The sequence below is a fragment of the Glaciecola nitratireducens FR1064 genome (genome assembly GCF_000226565.1).
GTDB lineage: Bacteria > Pseudomonadota > Gammaproteobacteria > Enterobacterales > Alteromonadaceae > Glaciecola > Glaciecola nitratireducens.
This window is the reverse complement of sequence record NC_016041.1, coordinates 1,494,726-1,514,211: the sequence shown is the minus strand read 5'-3', so window position 1 is coordinate 1,514,211 and position 19,486 is coordinate 1,494,726. Positions and strand designations below refer to the sequence as shown.

Here is a 19,486-nt window from a genome sequence, read left to right as displayed (position 1 = left end):
GGAATACCTCAGTGTTAAACAGTTTTAGGCAGTTAACATTTGCACAATATCATCCGCGTGTTTGAGCTTTCTCAGTTCAACAAACATAGATTCCGCTTCAGGATATTGCCTTTTGAGGTAGTTAAACCACTGCTTTATCCGGTTCGGGTAATAGCGCCCCTTATCTGAGTAAATTTCATAGCCAGAGTACGAAACGAGTAATTCCTTGGTTTGTTCCCATGACATGGGTGCATCGCTCTGCTTAATCGTTTGCGCTAAATTAGGCATTGCGAGGGCGCCGCGACCAAGCATTAAATCTTGGCAACCGCTGCGCTGCTGGCAGAGTATAGCGTCCTCGGCACTCCATATTTCGCCATTAGCAATAATTGGAATGTCGGTTACTTCCTTAATCTTTGCAATCCATTCCCAATATGCGGGCGGCCTGTAACCATCCACTTTCGTTCTCGCATGGATAGTTAATAAATCTGCGCCTGCTTGCGTGATTGCATCGGCGTTTTCTAAGGCCAGTGATGTGTCATCGAATCCGAGGCGTATTTTAGCGCTAACCGGCTGATCTTTCGGCACTGCATCGCGCACGGCTTTAATAATTTGGTAGAGCGTTTCAGGCTCTTTTAACAATACCGCCCCACCTTTACTCTTATTCACTGTTTTTGCTGGGCAGCCAAAATTTAAATCGATTCCGGGAGAACCTAATTCAACCGCTCTCACCGCATTTTCGGCTAGCCACTGTGGATGCTGACCCAACAATTGAACTCTAACAGGAACGCCCGCCGGAGTGACAGCACCATTTAAAAGTTCAGGACAATAACGGTAAAAAGTTTTTGCAGGCAGGGTTTGTTCAACAACTCTAATAAATTCGGTAATGCACAGGTCAAAGCCACCAACTCTGGTTAGCATATCTCGCATAAGGTGATCAACGACACCTTCCATTGGAGCTAATACAATTTTCATAGCGGCTAGTATGCCTCAATTGATGGTTTTAAGCTGTTTGCTCTGATTTATTTTGTTCGTAGCGTTATTTCTTGGCTATTTTTTTCTTTGAACGACGAAAAACAGGTATAAAAAAACCACCCTATTGGGTGGTTTCTTTAATTGGCGTCCCCTAGGGGATTCGAACCCCTGTTACCGCCGTGAAAGGGCGGTGTCCTAGGCCTCTAGACGAAGGGGACAAAAAACTTTTCATCAAAGCTAAGCTTCGATAGTTTTTTGTTAAGAAATTAGATGCAGTGGTGCAAACAGTTTCTTAACCTAGACCAAGCCACGACAGCTTGGATTTTTTTACTTCTTTTTCCCAAATTTACCACTGGGAAAATGGCGTCCCCTAGGGGATTCGAACCCCTGTTACCGCCGTGAAAGGGCGGTGTCCTAGGCCTCTAGACGAAGGGGACAAAAAACTTTTCATCAAAGCTAAGCTTCGATAGTTTTTTGTTAGGATAATAAAGCATTACGAGTAAGCTTAATTATCCCAACCTAGACCAAATTTCGACATTTGGATTTTACTGTCACGACAGACCAAAATAAATTTTGGTGGAGCTAGGCGGGATCGAACCGCCGACCTCTTGCATGCCATGCAAGCGCTCTCCCAGCTGAGCTATAGCCCCGTGTCTAATTAGACCTGCGAGCTATGTTTTGTGCTACAGTTCCGTGACAGCGGGGCGCATTCTAGGCATCTGACTTAATTATGTCAACGATTTTTTTTAAGAATTTTCTCTATTTGCTATGTAAACGAGCGCCTTGTCTATTCTTTGAGCAATTTGCTCCTTTTTCATCAGGTTTAAGGTCACATCTAGAGACGGAGAATTGCCCGAGCCAGTTGCTGCAACCCGCAAAGGCATGCCTATTTTACCCATCCCTACTTCCAATTTTTCTGCCGTTGCATTAATAGCTGACTGTATATTTTCAGGTGACCATTCATCGACCGCAAGCAATGCTTCTTTGACTGCTTCGAGTGGCTCTTTAGCAACCAAACGCAAATGTTTCTTAGCTGCCTTTTCATCAAACTCTTCAAAATCAGCATAAAAATACGTACTAATTGACGCTAATTCTTTTAAGGTTGTAACGCGATCGGCTTGAATGTCAATAACGCTTTCTAAACTCGGTCCATTGCTACAATCGATACCCTGTTGGTCAAAGTGCCATTTTGCGTACGGGGCGACTTCAGAAGCCGGCAATGTCTTTATATAATGCTCATTTAACCAATTAAGCTTTTCTGTATTAAAGGCACTCGCCGACTTACTAATAGAATCTAAGCTAAAGTGTTCAATCATTTCTTCAATACTGAAAATCTCTTGGTCGCCATGTGACCAACCTAGGCGCACTAGATAATTTAACACTGCCTGCGGCAGGTAACCATCATCTCTGTATTGCATTACGCTGACAGCACCATGACGCTTGGATAACTTTTTACCGTCATCGCCTAAGATCATCGACACGTGCGCATATTCAGGCAGAGGCGCACCTAATGCATTAAGAATGTTAATTTGACGTGGCGTATTGTTTATATGGTCCTCACCTCTTACAACATGAGTAATCCCCATATCCCAATCATCAACAACCACACAAAAGTTATATGTTGGGGCGCCGTCAGTGCGCTTAATAATTAAATCATCAAGTTCGGTATTTGAAATACGTATTTCACCGCGGACGTGGTCGTTGATAATCACGTCGCCTTTAAGGGGGGTTTTGAAGCGCACAACAAATGGCTGACCTTCTGGATGATCCGTTCTGTCACGCCAAGTACCCGGATAACGCGGTTTCTCGCCTTTCTTTTCCTGCTCTTCACGAATTGCGTCAAGTTCTGCAACCGACATGAAGCATTTATACGCTAATCCTTTTTCCAGCAATTCATCAATAACTTCGTAATAACGTTCAAAACGTTCCGTTTGATAATATGGTCCTTTATCATGATTTAGGCCTAACCACTCCATACCATCTAAAATGGCTTGTTTTGCATCGTCAGTTGATCGCTCTAGATCTGTATCTTCAATTCTTAATACAAATTCGCCACCTTGGCTTTTAGCATACAACCAAGAATAAAGAGCTGTGCGTGCACCACCAACGTGCAAATAACCGGTAGGACTTGGAGCAAAACGCGTTACCACTGTCATTATAATAATATTCCTATGAATTAATTGTGCGTAGTTTACCGTTTAATGCCCGCAGTAAAAAGCAAAGCATTGCAAAATAAGTGCTCGTTTGACCGATTTTTAAGCGAATAGTATTTTTTTTTAAAAATGCGGTTGACAGATTCGGTCTCAACTCTATAATACGCGTCCACTTGGTGAGGAACACTTCAGCAAGATTGTTAGACAAGATGGACGCTTAGCTCAGTTGGGAGAGCATCGCCCTTACAAGGCGAGGGTCACTGGTTCAAGCCCAGTAGCGTCCACCACTTCTTTTCTAATAACAATCAGCAACATCGGACGCTTAGCTCAGTTGGGAGAGCATCGCCCTTACAAGGCGAGGGTCACTGGTTCAAGCCCAGTAGCGTCCACCAATCCTACTTTTCACAGACTTATCTTAAATTATCAAGCAAATTTCGATGCTAATAGCCACAACCCGCCCAGCATAAACAGCCAATAAGTATTTGTATCGCAGATTATAACGCACAACTTAGAATATTTTAGAATTTACATTAACGCCTGCCTTACCGCATACTATTGCCTTTGATAACGAAGAGTATCTGGATAAATATGCGGCAAAACAAGGTTAAGATAGGGTGGGTGCTCCGTGATTCAATGCAATCGACTGGAATATGGACATTTGAAACCAATGCAATTACTCGCTTAGTGGAGCAAGCTGCACATGTTGGTTTCAGCAGCTTAGAGATTGGCGGTGGCCAAAGCTATCAAATAGCACTGCAACAGGGATACAACCCCTACAACATTCTACGTATAGCCAGAACGGCAGTCGATAAAACAGGCAAAACGCTGCCACTTCAAATATTACTTCGCGGCGCTAATCAACTTGGATTTAAACATTACCCAAAGAGCTTGCAGCAAAAAAACATCGATTTACTGGTCGACGCTGGTAGCACCTACGATAAGACCGACTCCTTAATCGTCAGAAACTTTGATGCCTTAAATGACTATGAAAATTTGCGCGCATCTATAGATTACATGGTGCGTAAGGACTTAGCAGCAGCACAAGTAAACCAAGCACTTATCGCAAAAGGTGAAAGCCCCACAGCTAAACGATTACATGTTCAGGCAGCACTTTCTTATGTAAGGCCAAAAGATTTCGATGCACTTTCCTGCTATAGCACCGATTACTACATAGCCTACGCCAAAAAACTAATGGACATAGCAGAAGCTGCAGGAGGGCAACTAGACTCAATCGCTATCAAAGATATGAGCGGCCAGTTAGCACCGGACTGCGCAAAGCACCTGATCTCAGCATTAAAAGCCTTAGGCCTGCCTGTTTTCCTTCATTGCCACAGCACGGATGAGGCGAAAGCAACCGCCACACAAATGCTCGCCGTTGAAGCTGGTATCGATGGTATAGAAGTTGCGATTGCGCCATTAGCAGGAGGCACCTCGCATAACGATATCAACTATTTAATTCATGGCAATACTATACAAGATATTGACACCGAAGCGCTTGCAACACTGCATACCACCATGAATGACATCTATGGTAACCGCGTTAGCGAACGCCAAGATCTTAAAATATCGCTTGAAGCCCTGAAGCGTATGGTAAGCATCGGTGTGCCGGGTGGCGCAATTCCGTTTATCTTAGAAGATATGAGTACGCAAGTTTGTCGCATGCTTAATGTGACCATGGAAACTGCACTGGATATGTTCGAGCAAGAAATCATTGCTATTCAAAAGCAGCTAGGCCATGTTCCATTGGTTACGCCAACGGCAGACATCGTCGCCAAACAAGCAATTAATAACCTTGGGAATTCAGCCAGACCAACTGCCTATAAAGTGATAGACCCGCGCTTTTGCTCTCTTGTTTTAGGGCTTTATGGCAATGTAAATAACTACGCTACTGGCGATAAGATTGTTCCTTCAGACAGTCTAATCAATGAAATTAACGACTACTGCAGTAATATCGAGCCTGATATCGATGGCAAACGTATCAACGGGGTTACGGTATATCCAAATCCAGGCCGCATCGCCACAGGTAAGCACCCTACCCAATCCGCAATTGAAGAAGATTACGATTTGTTCGAGGACTACGTAAACGAGCTCCATCGCCTCTACCCACATTCGTCAAATAATTACGGTAGTCATGATGAATGCTTCGTATTACATGTTATGCGCCCAGCGGGTAAAACTGACCGTTTGCTAACAAAAAATATTTTACGACCTACAGAAGACAGACTGCGCTTTATTCTTAAAGTGACACTCAGCCTGTTGCCGGGTAACGACATTCCCGAATCACGCGATGGCAAAGCGGACGAAAAGACCGACTCCAAGCTATTGAACGCTCTTGGCGACTACGATGGTATTGTCAGCACTATCCAAGACCTTGTTCTTTCCGGTACAAAAGACACTATTCGCTCGCGGCTTTATGACAAAATGGCAAAAATTGTCGAACCAATATGCGAAGAAAGTGAAGATGCACAAAAGAACCGCTATTTTGTTGAACGACGCTTTCTCTCGCTATTCGCGAGTGCGGTATTTTGGGATCTACAACGTGTATGTCGACGTACCGGTAACTCTTCTCGTGACGACATTGAAGAACGAACAGCGTTCAAGCTAGAGCGTATTATTGCATTCACATTGCGTAAACGCGTTGTTGAAGGTCGTGGCAAAGCGGAAAGTTTTTTAAGTTAATTAGCCCTACAACAAAAAAACACTCAATAGTGAGCTGATATCAAAGCGGGATCTAAGAGGTCCCGTTTTTATTTTATAGGAACATAGAATCGCCACCATTAAGCCAAATTTTGGACACACTATTCCGATTCCATTCTGCGAATGAGCACCACACCATCACTAGGATAAAGCGCTTCTTTATATGGTATTTGTATTGCAAATAAAGGATTGTCGATGAACTTTTTAATACAGCAGAGAATTTGCGTATTAATAATGCCATATCCAGACAATCAATAACCATCATAAGCTTGTCTAAACTTTTTGTTAAAAATAAATACTTTCTCCGTCAACTTCCATCACGACTCCAATATCACCTCTCTCACGCTCTTGCACATAAACATCGGCTGGCATTTTTTCAGAACGGTCTAACGCACGAAAAACAATGCCACGCACCTGCTGTGTTGTTCCAGCGTCAAACGGCGTAATGACATTGTTTGCTATCATTAATGGTAGCTGGTCTATGACCGCCTGTGGTGCTAATACAATAGTGTTGCGACGCAACATACCAATCATTGTATCGATATTCAAATGGCTAGGAGCAGCTCGAGTTAACACCACAATGTCAGGGCTGCCAAACCGACGGTAATCTATTTGTGCTCCCACAGGGTCAATAAATACTGTCGCTTGCTTTAACTGCATCACAGTACTTCTGCTATTTATAGCAATTGGTGGCGCTATATTGAAAGGTGTGAGTTCATCAGCGTTATTGCTGCTTAACGTTTCAGACGAGCTTTTATTGAGTAGCATAGTGAAAGAAGATTCTGCGACCGCATGGGCTTGGAGAAATGTATGACTAAAAGCTGTTACTAAAAATAGCGCAATTATCGTTTTCATCACTTAAAACCTCACACTTCATGGTTATTCGAACATTCCAAAAATTTAAGGCCGCATCTGATTCAGTATTATATAAATCACACGGCAAATGTGAACGCAAAAAAAATGGTCAGGATTTTTCATTTATGAACATTCTGTATCTAAGAACATACGATGAATATTCTGATTGGATTATAAAGAAAATATTTAGGCCACAGTATGAAAGTATGAATGGCCGCATCATTTACCGACCGGAGCATTGACGCATAATGCCTTTCGCAAATTATTAAAAATAAATCCAGCCTTGGTATTCTGGTGTCAGCAAACCACCCTACTCCACGAAATGGAATCAAATTTATTTTTCCAACCACTCAATAAACCCAACAGTGGAAGCAATCATTTTTGCTCTAGGCGTTTCTAAAAGTGCAGCGTGATCGCCCCCTTTTAAAACTACCCATTGTTTATCTGCGTTAGGAAATTCAGAGAATGCCTTTGCATGCATGTCAGTTTTTGCGAGTGGATCAAATTCAGCCTGAAGCAACAATACTGGAACAGAAACGTTCTTTGCATCCAATTGATTATATTGATGGGTATAATGCCAGTCAGCCCTGAACGGATCGGCCTCTAAAGAATGTCTTACATATTCATCTATCGCTGTTTGACTGATAGAGCCAGGGGTAATAAAGTCGCTCGCTGCATTAACAGCGGTATTAGCCTCACGCGGTGGTGCATCTTTTATAATATTTTCAGAATACTGATAGCCCAATGTCAGCGGATAACCAAATAATATAAGGCTCGCCATATTATCTGGGTATTTTTGAGCAGCCAGTTGCCCGAGCATGGAACCCATCGACCAGCCCCAAAGATGCGTCTTTTCACCGTTCTTTTTAGCAAGCCATTCAAGCACAATGGCTATATCTTTTGCTGCGCGATCAGGCGTATTCCAGCCAGTGGCGTCCCGAGGAGTTTCACCATATCCCCTAGCATCAAGTGCCCAAACGCTATACCCCATTTGATTAAAGCCATCCATCATTGAGAGTTCTTCACCTTTAACCTGTAAATCGAAATCAGGAAGTGCACTCCACGTTCTACCATGATGAAAAAGAATGAAGCCTTTTGGGTTATCGACGGTTTTTTCCCAAAGTGCCATAGGATGGCCGTCTGCATCTATGGTTATCTTTACTGCCGGCGCAGCATTTATGCTGTGCACCGATAGCATTAAAAAGAACACCAATATCGTTTTTAAATTTACCATTATTCAACCCTCTGTAACCATAGATGTCTATTGTGCACCTAGCTTAAGTTAGTGTTGACAAGTTAACTTCTCAAATTTAAAAAGTCTATGTGATATTTACTCAAGTACTCAACAAACTAATCCCGAACACTCATTAGAAGGCGTAACTTTTGCTTAATGTTGTTTCCACAATTGCTATTAACGCGAGTATTGATAATAATGGCAACAAAGATGTTAAGATAATGTAACAACAGCAGCATTACCTCGTTGGAGAATAGATTGCGAAAGAGTATTACGTTTTTAGTATTAACGATTCTATTCAGTAAGTTTATTGCTGCAGAAGAAACCCTAACAATAAACTTTGGTGTTGCTATATTCAAACCATACAGTAGCATTGATGAAACCACAGGAGAGTGCACAGGAATTGGTTTTGCTATAACTAAAAAATTACTTCAGCCTAAATCCATTCAAATTAATAATTCTTGCGCGGCTCCAGCCAGAATATATCGTTCTCTATCAAGTGGAATTGTTGATTTATCACTGAATATTAAATCCACATTAGCAGTTCAAGATAAAGTTACATTCACAAACATTCCTTTCGATGCACTAATGTTAAATTTTTACACCAATCTTGATAACGCGCAAATAGATAAAAGAATCGCTGCGATCAGAGGCTATGATTACAACGGATCGAGAGAAACGCTTACTCAACAAGGTTTTGAGTTTGTAGATGTTTCAAATGCAGAAGACGCCATTCGTATGTTTGCTAACAAAAGAACGAAGTATTTGTTGTCATACAAGGGGCCGTTTGAGGACTACACCAAAAATCAACAAAGCGAAAAAGAGTTGTTAACACTAAATAGTGTGCATACTGAGTTATTGGTTGCGATCCCTACCTACTTTGCCATTAGTAAAGCCTCAGTTCATCATGACGCCTTGGTCAATGCATTTAGCGAAATAGAGAACGCGGCGACTGAGCTTGAATTTCATATTGACGCGTTTAAGTGACTTGATCATTGAGTGACTTATAAATAAAGAATGTAATGAACGTTTGCGCCATAATTCAGGTACTATCTTGTTACAGAAAAATTTCTTTCATTAGCAAAGGCAGTGCCAAACAAAAATGCGACCATCCCACTCCTCTCCCTCAGACGACCGTCCAGTAAATTGGCGCATACTTGCTAAACTTTGGCCCTACCTTAAGGAGTTTAAAACCAGAGTATGGCTTGCTATCGGTTGTTTAGTTGCCGCTAAAGTTGCGAGCGTTTGGCTCCCTTTCGTATTAAAAGACACGGTAGACAATCTTAATTTAGACACCACAAAAGAAGCGATAATGGCTGCAACGCTTGGTCTTATTGTTGCGTACGGTGTGCTGCGACTTGCTAACGTTTTGTTCGGAGAAATAAGGGACACCTTATTTGGTCGTGTCACGGAACGCGCAATGCGTCGCTTAGGCCTAACCGTATTTAACCATCTACATAAACTTGATCTAGACTTCCACCTATCACGTCAAACCGGCGGATTATCACGTGATATAGAACGCGGCACCTCGGGTGTTAGCTTTTTAATGCGTTTTTTGATTTTTAATATCGGCCCTACTCTGCTTGAAATTGGCATGGTTGTGGGTCTCCTGTTCTACAACTATGGCGCCAGTTTCGCTGTTGTCATTTTTGTGTCTGTCGTGCTTTATGTGTTCTTTTCAATGAAGGCGACCGATTGGCGCACAAAATACGTTAAGCAGGTAAATCAGGCCGACAACGCCACCACGTCTCGTGCTATTGACAGTTTACTGAATTTTGAGACCGTGAAGTACTTCAATAATGAGAAATTTGAAGCCAATAGATATGATGTTGACCTTGAGCAATGGGAAACCGCGCGGCGTAAAAACCGCCTGTCACTATTTGCATTGAACGGCGGCCAAGCCTTTATCATCGCAGGCGCAATGACCTCAATGATGGCACTTGCTGCAATTAATGTAGCAAACGGTAAAATGACGATTGGTGACTTCGTGTTGGTGAATGCGTTTACCATGCAGATATTTATGCCCCTGAATTTTCTGGGCTTCGTTTATCGTGAAATTAGAGGTTCGTTAACTAATATCGAAAACCTTTTTACACTATTAGCAAAGAAACCCGCCATTGTTGACCGAGCTGATGCAAAAGAATTAAACGTTACTAAAGGGCAAATTAGCTTTGAAAACGTCGGCTTTTCCTATCATGAAGACCGCCGAATACTTAAAAACGTCAATTTTGTGGTTAAAGCAGGCACAAAAGTCGCTGTTGTCGGTGAAAGTGGTGCAGGTAAATCAACGCTAGTAAAATTACTCTTTCGTTTTTATGACCCCACCGAAGGATGCATCAAAATTGATGGACAGGATATAGCATTGCATACCCAAGATTCGGTTAGGCGGCATATTGGAATTGTTCCACAAGACACCGTGTTATTTAACGACACTTTATATGAAAATATCCGCTACGGTCGCCCTGATGCATCTGAACTGGAAATTGAAGAAGCAATAAAATTAGCACACCTCGATACCTTTGTTACGCGTTTGCCCGATAAAGGAAACACCCAAGTTGGCGAACGAGGCTTAAAACTCAGTGGTGGTGAAAAACAGCGAGTGGCTATTGCTCGAACCATATTAAAGCGGCCGCCCATTATGGTCTTCGACGAAGCAACATCGTCACTCGATTCGCAATCGGAACAGGCAATCTTGTCGGCTTTGAGAGAAATTGCTAAAGGTCATACGAGTTTTATGATTGCACATCGACTGTCGACCATCGTTGATGCTGATATGATTATCGTGATGGATCAAGGGCAGATAGCAGAACAAGGTTCTCATAACGAACTTCTTAAGCTCGATGGCCTGTATACGAAGCTATGGCAAGCGCAGCAAAAAAACAGCGACAATGATTAACATTATTAAGGCAATTAATAGATGAGTATTGACTTTGGCAGTGGTTCACAAGAAGCCTTATTAAGCTTAGTGAACACAGTAATGCCATTTGGTAAATATGCGGGCACTAAATTGCTTAATTTACCTGAGCCATACTTAGTGTGGTTTCATAAACAAGGCTTTCCTGCGGGAAAGCTGGGTGAGCAATTAGCAACGATGTATGAAATCAAACTTAATGGCCTTGAACCGCTCCTCAAACCCCTTCTCTACGAAAATAGACATGCCACCCAGGCTGCATTTTCAAGCTCTAGTGATATAAAAGAGATGAAGAAACGCGATACCAACCGATACTAGTATGAGTTTCTTTAATACAAACCAAAAGCCTAAAGCAAAGCGTGGAAGACAATATGAGAAAGTGCCTGTAAAAGATGTTGGTATTGATCATCAAATTCTCTGCCTACACGCTGCCATGTCTGAAAAGTGCTTTGCAAATCCAGAGTTATTTTCTGAAATTGAAGCCAGAATAGAGATGCGATATTCAGCAAAACAAATGAGCTACGGGGCATATTTAACGTGGCTTGCAATCCTTGAATTGAAAGATAAACCAAGCCAATTCAACGAAGCGCTTTTAGAAAAATCGGTTAAAATGCGCAATATGCGAAGAGCAACAGTATTTACTCAGGTATTAACTGAAGAAGAACGCGTGATCGTAATTAACCAGTTGTAAATGGGCAGTTTGCAGGCGGTGGGCGTTTCAACCGCAGCAGCTGCCGAATTCAAGCCCAAGTTGATCAGGCAAAAAACAGTGGAAAGCAGAATGTATGTATTTTCAGCTTGGCTTACTTAAGCCGCGCTCGCTATTTGTCTAATTTTACCGACAATGGCGCGCAAGCCATTGCCTCTGGTTGGCGTGATATGCCCCTCTAAATCTAGCTCCTTAAAATAAGCATCCATATCAAAGGAAAGTATTTCTTGTGCAGTTTTATCATGGTATGCGCTGAGCACTAGCACTAATAAGCCTTGAACAATCACTGCATCGCTGTCGACATCAAACTGATATCTGCCGTCTTGCAAAGTATAATCTAACCATACGCTACTCTGACAGCCTTTAACGATTTTGTCTGGGGTTTTTGCCTCATCCGACAAGCCAGGAATTTGTTTGCCTAAATCGATAATAAATTGGTAGCGCTGCTCCCAATCATCAAAAAAGGCTAAGTCTTCAACAATCTCTTGGCTAGTGGGTAACTGCATTTATATTCCTTGGTTCTATAAAATCTGTAAAAGGCTCTTAAAAAAAGACGCCCGCTTCTAATTGGGCTTCTTCGCTCATCATTTCGCGTGACCATGGTGGATCAAACACTAAATTAACGGCGACGCTATCTACATTCGGTACCATCGCCACGCGATATTCCACATCACCCACTAACACCGGGCCCATACCACAAGCGGGGGCAGTTAATGTCATGTCAATATTAACGCGACTGTTTTCGCTATCAATCTTCACCGCGTAAATAAGTCCAAGAGACACTAAGTCAATAGGAATTTCTGGGTCGTATACCGATTGAAGCGCCTTCCAGACTTGGTCCTTGTCGATGTTGCCATCACTAGGTGGCTCAAATGATAGAACCAAGGTCTTTCGGCCTATAGCATGTGCGTCGGTACCATCTATTCGATACATATTACCGCGCCAAGTTATCGTGTAATTGCCCCCTAAGTCTTGCGTTATCGTCACAAACTCACCGGCAGGAATGATCGCAGGGGTACCTACTGGCACTAATCGCGCTTTGCAGTCACTTTCGGTGACAACCATTTTTTGTTTCATTATTTATTGTTCATTATTTTGTGTTCTGAATTACGCTTTGCTAGCCTACGTTAAAACTCTCGCCGCAGCCGCATTCGTTTACTACATTCGGATTATTGTATTTAATAATGCCGTTTACGCCTTCTTTGACAAAATCAATCTCGGTATTTTTTAGCAACGCTAACGCTTTCGCATCTATGGCAATGACTAAAGAATCACTGAACCTGATCAGTTCGTCGCTCGCTTGTGCTTCATCCACTAGGTCAAGTACATAAGCGTAGCCAGTGCAACCACTAAGCTTTGTTGAAAATCGAATGATTTTCTCAGGTTGTGCCTTTTGCTTACCTTCAAAATGCCGAATAGCGCTGTCAGTAAGTGAAATGACTTTCTTATTTGGAACAAAAGTTTCAACAGTCATGTTATCTCCTAAGCCAACATTTTTTTGGCCTTTTTTAAGGCCTCAAATAGTTGGTCAATATCGTTACGGGTATTATATATAGAAAAAGACGCACGTGCAGTACCCGGCAAGCCCAATCTTTTCATTAGGGGTTGAGCGCAGTTGTCGCCGGTGCGTATTGCAACCCCTTGTTTATCTAAGATAAAGCCTATATCCGCAGGATGCGCATTATCTAGTTGAAAACTCATTACGCCGATTTTATTTGGCGCCGTTCCCACTATACGCATTCCTTCAAGACCCTCAGCGCATTTCGTTGCATAGTCTAACAGGTCTTGCTCATGCGCTTGCATGGCCTCTATATCAAGCTTCGACAGCCACTTTACCGCAGCACCTAAACCAATCACGCCTGCAATATTAGGTGTACCCGCCTCAAGTCTGTTAGGCAGTGCTCCCCAGGTGGCATCTTGATAATCAACATCCGCTATCATTTCACCGCCAGTTTGCCACACTGGAAAGGTTTCAAGTATCTCTTTACGTCCCCAGAGTACTCCCACTCCGGTGGGTCCAAATAATTTATGCCCTGAAAACGCATAAAAATCACAGCCAATTGCTTGTACATCAACGTTACCGTGTGCGATGCCTTGCGCGCCATCAACCAATATCCATGCGCCTTTTTGTTTGGCTTTTTTCGATATTTCTACTATCGGATTAATCGTACCCAAGGCGTTCGAGACATGAGGAAGTGCGACCAATCGCGTCTTCTCGTTCAACAATGCATAAAAGGCATCGATATCTAGCTCACCAGAATCAAAGATTGGGCATATTTTTAAAGTAGCGCCGCTGCGTTTACAAGCCTGCTGCCAAGTCACTAAGTTAGCGTGATGCTCAAGCTCGGTCACAATGATTTCATCACCCACTTTAAACAACTGCCCCACACCATTAGCAACTAAATTGATTGACTCGGTAGTGCCACTAGTCCATATCACTTCTTCGCGATGCTTGGCATTAATAAACTGCGCCACAGTATCGCGTGCCTTTTCGTAACGACGGGTCGCTTCGTCAGACAAGTGATGTGCACCACGATGCACATTGGCATTGCACTGCGTGTAAAAATCTATGAGCGCGTCTATTACCGCTTGCGGCTTTTGTGTGGTCGCAGCATTATCTAGATACGCTAGCGGCTTGCCGTCAACATCGCGCTGCAATAACGGAAACTGAGCTCGAATAGCAGCTACGTCAAAACTCATTTAACCTCCATGCTAGCAAAACGCTCACTCAGCATCGGCAATAACCAAGTGCGAATGCTCTCGTCATCAATAGCGTTTACTAATTCTTGGATAAAGCCAAAGTTCAACATAACCAAAGCTTTGGAACGCTTAATACCGCGACTCAGTAAATAGTAAAGCGCTTTCTCTTCTATTTCTGCAACGGTTGCGCCATGAGCACATTTAACATCGTCGGCGTAAATCTCAAGTTCTGGCTTAGTGTTAATCATTGCTCTGCGCGATAACAGTAAGTTACGGTTATTCAGTTCAGCCAAGGTTTTTTGCGCATCTCTATGTATATGAATACGGCCACTAAACACCGCGCGCGCGCGATCGCCAATAATGCCTCGTGCATTTTCTTCAGTGGTACCATTTGGCATTGCATGCTCAATGGTCGAATGTAAATCAAAAAACTCACCTTCTGCCAATAAATAAATCGCATTCATTTTGGCATTAGCGTGCTCACCAGCATGGATAATATCCACGTCTAATCGCGACAACTCACTGCCATAAGACACTAATGTACTGTTTAAGTTAGCGCTATGTTGCAAACTAAAATGACTGCCGCCGACTTGTTTGGCAGCACCCGTAAATAAAGCAAAGCGATAGTGCTCAAGGCTCGCTTTTTCACCAATAACATATTCAGCAAAGGCGGTGGTGAAGCTAGCAACGTTGCCGCTACCATGCTCAATGACTTTAAGTTGACTGTGTTTACCTAAATTAACTAAAACACGCGTGTGCGCATCGCAGTCTTTAGTCGCTAGATTTACGATACGCAGAGGAGTGTCAATACTGGCGTCTTCGTCAACTTCGACATAAATGCCTTGTTGGCAAAGTGCATCGTTGACTAAGCCAAACACATGGCGAGCAGGTTTAACATGGCCGAACAAAGAGGTAATTTTACTTTGTACTGCACTTGGAGCATCGCTAAGAGCATAAACACTTAAACCTGAAGGCAAGCTTATGTCACTTAAGTTAGTCACTAATAAACCATCAACAAATACTAAATCGATAGCATTTAAGCCTTCAATTTCAGGCACTTCATAATTGCCAGCAATAGAGCTTGCATCTACCGAACGCTCTTTTATCGAGGTTAATGGTGTAAAACGCCATTCCTCGCTGCGGGCGTGAGGCCAACCTTGAGTTTGAAGTTTTGACAGGGCTTGTTGACGCATCGGAGCCAAAAAATCGTCGACACGTTTGGCATCATCAATGACCTGAGTTAGCCATTGACTCATGCGCTTACCCCTTCATATTCTTTGCCTAAGAAAGCATAACCTTCTTTTTCAATCTCATGGGCAAGTGATGCATCGCCAGTTTTCACAATTTTACCGTCTGCTAAAATATGCACAAAGTCTGGCTTGATATAATCTAATAAACGCTGATAGTGGGTAATGATAATAAAACTGCGAGCTGAATCACGCTGGCTGTTCACGCCATTTGCAACCACTTGGAGTGCATCCACGTCTAAACCTGAATCCGATTCATCTAAGATGCACAATGAAGGTTGAAGTAAAATCATCTGCATGATTTCATTACGCTTCTTTTCACCACCTGAAAAGCCTTCATTGACGCCACGCTTTAAAAAATCTAAGGGAAGCTGAACCTGTTTACAGGCTTCTTTGGCTTTTTTCAGAAACTCCGTCGCCGACAATAGCTCTTCACCACGTTGCTCGCGAGTTGCATTCACCGACTCTTTCATAAACTCCATGTTGCTTACGCCAGGAATTTCTACCGGATATTGAAATGCTAAAAACAAACCCTTGCTGGCTCGTTCTTCAATGTCCATTTCAAACAAGTCTTCACCTTTGAAGCTAACATCGCCTTCTTGAACCTCGTAACCTTCGCGCCCTGACAATACATACCCTAAGGTACTTTTGCCGGCGCCGTTTGGCCCCATAATGGCGTGAACTTCACCTGGCTTTATTTCCAGATTCAATCCTTTCAAAATGACTTTGTCTTCTACTTTTGCATGTAAATTATTAATTTTTAACATATTATCCAACTGACCCTTCTAAACTAATTTCAAGCAACTTACCCGCCTCGACGGCAAACTCCATCGGCAGTTCTTTAAATACTTCTTTACAAAACCCGTTCACAATCATCGACACAGCCTTTTCAGGATTGAGTCCACGTTGTTGACATAAAAATAACTGTTCATCGCTGACTTTTGAGGTGGTTGCTTCGTGCTCAACAATCGCACTCGGATTGCGGCTCTCTATATAAGGAAAGGTATGGGCGCCGCAAAGATCGCCAATCAATAAGGAGTCACATTCAGTGAAATTTCGCGCACCGTCTGCTTTTGGCCCCATTTTAACCAAACCACGATAGGTATTGTTGCTCTTTCCAGCCGATATACCCTTTGAGATAATCGTAGAACGCGTGTTCTTACCTAAATGTATCATTTTAGTGCCGGTATCAGCCTGCTGGCGTCCTCGGGTTAGCGCAACTGAGTAAAACTCACCCACACTGTTGTCGCCTTTCAAAATACAGCTCGGATATTTCCAAGTCACGGCTGAACCAGTTTCTACCTGTGTCCATGAAATTTTTGCATTGGTATGACAAATACCGCGCTTGGTCACAAAATTGAATATGCCGCCTTTGCCTTCTTCATCGCCTGGGTACCAGTTTTGCACGGTAGAATATTTGATGACTGCATCATCGAGTGCAACTAATTCAACCACTGCAGCATGTAATTGGTTTTCGTCACGCTGAGGAGCTGTGCAGCCCTCAAGATAGCTTACGTGACTGCCTTCTTCAGCGATGATAAGTGTGCGTTCAAATTGCCCAGTGTTCATTTCGTTAATGCGAAAATAGGTCGACAATTCCATAGGGCAGCGCACACCCTTTGGAATATAAACAAACGAGCCGTCGGTAAATACGGCGCTGTTTAATGCGGCATAGTAGTTGTCTGCGCGCGGCACGACTGAACCGATGTATTTTTTTACTAAGTCCGGAAATCTATGTAAGGCTTCAGAGATAGAACAAAAGATGACGCCCGACTCTTCTAGCTTGGCTCTAAAGGTGGTGACTACCGATACCGAGTCAAATACAACGTCCATTGCAACGCCTGCTAACATTTCTTGCTCGTGCAAAGGAATGCCTAACTTTTCATAGGTACGCAACAACTCAGGGTCCACTTCATCGAGGGACTGTGGCTTGTCTGCCATGCTTTTTGGCGCCGAGTAATACGAAATAGCTTGAAAATCTATTTTAGGATAGTGCACATGAGCCCACTCAGGCTCATCCATTTTAAGCCAGGCTTCATAAGCTTTTAAGCGCCACTCGAGCATCCACTGGGGCTCTTTTTTCATTTCAGAGATACGGCGAATAATAGACTCGTCTAAGCCTGTTTCGAAGGTATCTGATTCAATTTGAGAATAAAAGCCGGCCTCGTACTTTCGGTCCAATGCTTGTTCGATCTGTTCACTCATATCTTGATCTCACTTTTACTTACGTTAAATTTGTGTGTTAACTGTTACTAACTATTCGTCACTTCCTGTGAAGGTCTTATACCGTTAGTGAGGTGTATAGCTCAACGGATAAGCATAATAGTATTTTTAGTTGTCGTGTATTGTTTACTGTCAATGTGAAGTCTGTGCATTACAAGCTGTTCATCACATCAATATTGGTTTCTTTCGATGTTGCTTTAAAGCAACTTTGACGCCCTAAGACCTCTTTAACATCACGCTTTTGCATTAATTCGTGAAGCGAAATATCATTTAAAAATTCGCTAATACGGTCACTTAAATCTTCCCACAAATTATGTGTTAAACAACGCTGGCCACCAGAGCAATTAGCTTTGCCACTGCATTTAGTTGCATCGATACTTTCATTGACTGCTCCTATGATTTCACCAACCGATAAAAGATCAGGCTCTTTATTCAAGATATAACCGCCGCCGGGGCCGCGCACACTGGCAACTAATTTAGAGCGCCTCAACTTTGCAAACAATTGCTCTAAATAAGATAAGGATATGTCTTGGCGTTGAGAGATGCCGGCTAATGAGACAGGACCATGTTTTGAATGCAACGCCAAGTCGAGCATAGCGGTTACTGCATAACGACCTTTGGTAGTGATTTTCATAATGCTCCTAGCCTCGAAAAACTGGATCATTTCATACCCTACTAAAATGGTCAAGTATTTAACCCACTAAAATAGTCAAGTACTAGTAAATCCAGCTGATATTCTTTGAAAAAATATGTGTTGATAGTGCAACTATGCTGGTACTACGCTAATTATAGACCCTGGTGAGATGCCAACACATTCGCTCACCATTGAATTATGTGCAGCCCAGTTTGGCAAAAAGAGATGAAATTAACGACAGCCTGAAAGGTCTGTATTGCCATATTCGAGACCGAGTTGATCAGGTAAAGGTGGCGGGCGTTTCAACGACGACTTATACCGTTCAGCCGATCGTCAAAGATACATCCTCGACGATCCCCAATGAGCACAATGCAGATGGGCTGCAAGCCAAATTAATATAACTTTTCGAACATATATTAATATTTACTTTCACCCCCCGGCAAGTGCCAATATAACACCGTTACTTTAATGCTTCTCCAATGCTCTTGCTGCCATTAAATATCTCAGTTATTGCACTCACTTTCGGCGGATTATTAATGCAGAACAGTAAAGCGTGTGCGACGTCTGCGCGCGTGATGGTAAATTGATCGGACTTAAGGCTTTCTCGTTCAGTCGTGAATTTCCCTGTCGCCTCATCGTTAGTCAATGAACCAGGGCGAATAATTGAATAATGCAGACCACTGCGCTTCAAATGCTCGTCTGCCATGTGCTTGGCAACTAAGTAGGGCTGCATGTCTTCTGGCCCCTCCGACGGGTCTCCCGCGCCGATTGAACTGACCATTACAAAATGCTCAATGTTTTTAGCTTTGGCATAATCAGCAGCTCGGCATGCCGCCCATAAGTCTATTAACAGCGTTTTATCTGCGCCTGTATTTCCGCCAGAACCAGCAACAAACACAACGTTATCGCAATGCTTGAACGCTTTTTCGAAGTTGTCTGTAAGATCTGCTTCAACAATCGTTAAATTTTTATTATTAATGTCCGATAGCTTGTCTTTATCGCGAACAAGCGCGGTAACATGCTGCTTGTCATCTAGCATCAATTGAGTCAACTGCTTTCCAATTTGTCCACTCGCTCCAATAATTAACGTGTTTTTCATTTTATCTCCTTGGTTTCCTAACTTTACTTTTGCGTGATGAACATTTGAGATGATTCATTCGCTGCGTATGTAC

At 42.8% G+C, this 19,486-nt stretch carries 19 protein-coding genes, 5 tRNA genes and 1 pseudogene; 8 read left to right on the top strand and 17 right to left on the bottom strand.

Annotated elements, in window-relative coordinates; all coding sequences use genetic code 11:
* Positions 1-24: 24 nt before the first annotated feature.
* From GNIT_RS06625 to gltX, 5 genes are all read right to left on the bottom strand, one after another.
* Positions 25-951 (bottom strand): tRNA-dihydrouridine synthase, encoded by a 927-nt coding sequence (locus tag GNIT_RS06625; protein WP_014108387.1) that lies wholly within the window; start codon positions 949-951, stop codon positions 25-27.
* A 142-nt stretch (positions 952-1,093) separates the two neighbouring features.
* Positions 1,094-1,169, bottom strand: a tRNA-Glu gene (locus GNIT_RS06620).
* 143 nt (positions 1,170-1,312) lie between these two features.
* Positions 1,313-1,388 (bottom strand) — tRNA-Glu (locus GNIT_RS06615).
* Between the two features lie 137 nt (positions 1,389-1,525).
* Positions 1,526-1,601, bottom strand: a tRNA-Ala gene (locus tag GNIT_RS06610).
* Between the two features lie 96 nt (positions 1,602-1,697).
* Positions 1,698-3,107, bottom strand: a complete 1,410-nt coding sequence (gene gltX, locus GNIT_RS06605; protein WP_014108386.1) for a glutamate--tRNA ligase — start codon at positions 3,105-3,107, stop codon at positions 1,698-1,700.
* Positions 3,108-3,315: 208 nt separating this feature from the next.
* Here gltX and GNIT_RS06595 point away from each other — a divergent pair.
* The 3 genes from GNIT_RS06595 to GNIT_RS06585 all read left to right on the top strand — a co-directional run bounded on the left by GNIT_RS06595 (position 3,316) and on the right by GNIT_RS06585 (position 5,783).
* Positions 3,316-3,391, top strand: a tRNA-Val gene (locus tag GNIT_RS06595).
* A gap of 29 nt (positions 3,392-3,420) precedes the next feature.
* Positions 3,421-3,496 (top strand) — tRNA-Val (locus GNIT_RS06590).
* 241 nt (positions 3,497-3,737) lie between these two features.
* Positions 3,738-5,783 carry a pyruvate carboxylase subunit B gene (locus GNIT_RS06585; RefSeq protein WP_014108385.1) on the top strand — a complete coding sequence of 682 codons (2,046 nt, stop codon included), beginning with the start codon at positions 3,738-3,740 and terminating at the stop codon, positions 5,781-5,783.
* A gap of 119 nt (positions 5,784-5,902) precedes the next feature.
* Here GNIT_RS06585 and GNIT_RS18165 read toward each other — a convergent pair whose 3' ends face one another.
* The 3 genes from GNIT_RS18165 to GNIT_RS06575 form a co-directional block, all read right to left on the bottom strand.
* Positions 5,903-6,052 carry a hypothetical protein gene (locus GNIT_RS18165; protein WP_014108384.1) on the bottom strand — a complete coding sequence of 50 codons (150 nt, stop codon included), beginning with the start codon at positions 6,050-6,052 and terminating at the stop codon, positions 5,903-5,905.
* A 34-nt stretch (positions 6,053-6,086) separates the two neighbouring features.
* Positions 6,087-6,656 (bottom strand): MBL fold metallo-hydrolase, encoded by a 570-nt coding sequence (locus GNIT_RS06580; protein WP_014108383.1) that lies wholly within the window; start codon positions 6,654-6,656, stop codon positions 6,087-6,089.
* Between the two features lie 334 nt (positions 6,657-6,990).
* On the bottom strand, positions 6,991-7,890 hold the full coding sequence (locus GNIT_RS06575) for an alpha/beta hydrolase (RefSeq protein WP_014108382.1): 900 nt from the start codon (positions 7,888-7,890) through the stop codon (positions 6,991-6,993).
* A 258-nt stretch (positions 7,891-8,148) separates the two neighbouring features.
* Here GNIT_RS06575 and GNIT_RS06570 point away from each other — a divergent pair, with 258 nt between their 5' ends.
* The 4 genes and pseudogenes from GNIT_RS06570 to GNIT_RS06555 all read left to right on the top strand — a co-directional run bounded on the left by GNIT_RS06570 (position 8,149) and on the right by GNIT_RS06555 (position 11,492).
* Complete coding sequence (locus GNIT_RS06570; RefSeq protein WP_014108381.1) at positions 8,149-8,877, top strand: hypothetical protein; 729 nt, start codon at positions 8,149-8,151, stop codon at positions 8,875-8,877.
* 115 nt (positions 8,878-8,992) lie between these two features.
* Positions 8,993-10,786, top strand: coding sequence for an ABCB family ABC transporter ATP-binding protein/permease (locus GNIT_RS06565; protein ID WP_014108380.1), 1,794 nt, complete (start codon positions 8,993-8,995; stop codon positions 10,784-10,786).
* Positions 10,787-10,807: 21 nt separating this feature from the next.
* A pseudogene (locus tag GNIT_RS06560) lies at positions 10,808-11,032 on the top strand (DUF3820 family protein); the annotation flags it as partial.
* Positions 11,033-11,120: 88 nt separating this feature from the next.
* Positions 11,121-11,492, top strand: a complete 372-nt coding sequence (locus tag GNIT_RS06555) for a hypothetical protein (RefSeq protein WP_014108378.1) — start codon at positions 11,121-11,123, stop codon at positions 11,490-11,492.
* A gap of 116 nt (positions 11,493-11,608) precedes the next feature.
* Here the strand turns inward: GNIT_RS06555 and GNIT_RS06550 are convergent, their stop codons facing one another.
* From GNIT_RS06550 to iscR, 8 genes are all read right to left on the bottom strand, one after another.
* Entirely contained in the window at positions 11,609-12,016 is a 408-nt protein-coding gene (locus GNIT_RS06550) for a SufE family protein (protein WP_014108376.1), read from the bottom strand.
* A 37-nt stretch (positions 12,017-12,053) separates the two neighbouring features.
* Positions 12,054-12,587 carry a putative Fe-S cluster assembly protein SufT gene (gene sufT, locus GNIT_RS06545; RefSeq protein ID WP_014108375.1) on the bottom strand — a complete coding sequence of 178 codons (534 nt, stop codon included), beginning with the start codon at positions 12,585-12,587 and terminating at the stop codon, positions 12,054-12,056.
* Positions 12,588-12,627: 40 nt separating this feature from the next.
* A complete protein-coding gene (locus tag GNIT_RS06540; protein WP_014108374.1) occupies positions 12,628-12,984 on the bottom strand; it encodes a HesB/IscA family protein in 357 nt (118 codons plus the stop codon).
* Between the two features lie 8 nt (positions 12,985-12,992).
* Entirely contained in the window at positions 12,993-14,210 is a 1,218-nt protein-coding gene (locus GNIT_RS06535; RefSeq protein ID WP_014108373.1) for an aminotransferase class V-fold PLP-dependent enzyme, read from the bottom strand.
* Positions 14,207-15,466 (bottom strand): Fe-S cluster assembly protein SufD, encoded by a 1,260-nt coding sequence (sufD, locus tag GNIT_RS06530; protein WP_014108372.1) that lies wholly within the window; start codon positions 15,464-15,466, stop codon positions 14,207-14,209. The genes GNIT_RS06535 and sufD overlap by 4 nt, the downstream gene beginning before the upstream one ends.
* Positions 15,463-16,224 (bottom strand): Fe-S cluster assembly ATPase SufC, encoded by a 762-nt coding sequence (gene sufC / locus GNIT_RS06525; RefSeq protein ID WP_014108371.1) that lies wholly within the window; start codon positions 16,222-16,224, stop codon positions 15,463-15,465. The genes sufD and sufC overlap by 4 nt, the downstream gene beginning before the upstream one ends.
* Before the next feature lies 1 nt (position 16,225).
* Positions 16,226-17,662, bottom strand: a complete 1,437-nt coding sequence (gene sufB / locus GNIT_RS06520; protein ID WP_014108370.1) for a Fe-S cluster assembly protein SufB — start codon at positions 17,660-17,662, stop codon at positions 16,226-16,228.
* 169 nt (positions 17,663-17,831) lie between these two features.
* Positions 17,832-18,314: a Fe-S cluster assembly transcriptional regulator IscR gene (iscR, locus tag GNIT_RS06515; protein ID WP_014108369.1), complete on the bottom strand. Its 483-nt coding sequence runs from the start codon at positions 18,312-18,314 to the stop codon at positions 17,832-17,834.
* Between the two features lie 212 nt (positions 18,315-18,526).
* Here iscR and GNIT_RS18075 point away from each other — a divergent pair, with 212 nt between their 5' ends.
* Complete coding sequence (locus GNIT_RS18075; RefSeq protein ID WP_014108368.1) at positions 18,527-18,715, top strand: hypothetical protein; 189 nt, start codon at positions 18,527-18,529, stop codon at positions 18,713-18,715.
* A gap of 59 nt (positions 18,716-18,774) precedes the next feature.
* Here the strand turns inward: GNIT_RS18075 and GNIT_RS06510 are convergent, their stop codons facing one another.
* Entirely contained in the window at positions 18,775-19,413 is a 639-nt protein-coding gene (locus GNIT_RS06510) for an SDR family oxidoreductase (protein WP_014108367.1), read from the bottom strand.
* Between the last annotated feature and the right edge of the window lie 73 nt (positions 19,414-19,486).

Excerpts from the sequence above, each read along its gene's own strand:
- GNIT_RS06625 (WP_014108387.1), bottom strand. The coding sequence starts at position 951 with ATGAAAATTGTATTAGCTCCAATGGAAGGTGTCGTTGATCACCTTATG.
- gltX (WP_014108386.1), bottom strand. The coding sequence starts at position 3,107 with ATGACAGTGGTAACGCGTTTTGCTCCAAGTCCTACCGGTTATTTGCAC.
- GNIT_RS06585 (WP_014108385.1), top strand. The coding sequence starts at position 3,738 with ATGCAATCGACTGGAATATGGACATTTGAAACCAATGCAATTACTCGC.
- GNIT_RS06580 (WP_014108383.1), bottom strand. The coding sequence starts at position 6,656 with ATGAAAACGATAATTGCGCTATTTTTAGTAACAGCTTTTAGTCATACA.
- GNIT_RS06575 (WP_014108382.1), bottom strand. The coding sequence starts at position 7,890 with ATGGTAAATTTAAAAACGATATTGGTGTTCTTTTTAATGCTATCGGTG.
- GNIT_RS06565 (WP_014108380.1), top strand. The coding sequence starts at position 8,993 with ATGCGACCATCCCACTCCTCTCCCTCAGACGACCGTCCAGTAAATTGG.
- GNIT_RS06555 (WP_014108378.1), top strand. The coding sequence starts at position 11,121 with ATGAGTTTCTTTAATACAAACCAAAAGCCTAAAGCAAAGCGTGGAAGA.
- GNIT_RS06550 (WP_014108376.1), bottom strand. The coding sequence starts at position 12,016 with ATGCAGTTACCCACTAGCCAAGAGATTGTTGAAGACTTAGCCTTTTTT.
- sufT (WP_014108375.1), bottom strand. The coding sequence starts at position 12,587 with ATGAAACAAAAAATGGTTGTCACCGAAAGTGACTGCAAAGCGCGATTA.
- GNIT_RS06540 (WP_014108374.1), bottom strand. The coding sequence starts at position 12,984 with ATGACTGTTGAAACTTTTGTTCCAAATAAGAAAGTCATTTCACTTACT.
- GNIT_RS06535 (WP_014108373.1), bottom strand. The coding sequence starts at position 14,210 with ATGAGTTTTGACGTAGCTGCTATTCGAGCTCAGTTTCCGTTATTGCAG.
- sufD (WP_014108372.1), bottom strand. The coding sequence starts at position 15,466 with ATGAGTCAATGGCTAACTCAGGTCATTGATGATGCCAAACGTGTCGAC.
- sufC (WP_014108371.1), bottom strand. The coding sequence starts at position 16,224 with ATGTTAAAAATTAATAATTTACATGCAAAAGTAGAAGACAAAGTCATT.
- sufB (WP_014108370.1), bottom strand. The coding sequence starts at position 17,662 with ATGAGTGAACAGATCGAACAAGCATTGGACCGAAAGTACGAGGCCGGC.
- iscR (WP_014108369.1), bottom strand. The coding sequence starts at position 18,314 with ATGAAAATCACTACCAAAGGTCGTTATGCAGTAACCGCTATGCTCGAC.
- GNIT_RS06510 (WP_014108367.1), bottom strand. The coding sequence starts at position 19,413 with ATGAAAAACACGTTAATTATTGGAGCGAGTGGACAAATTGGAAAGCAG.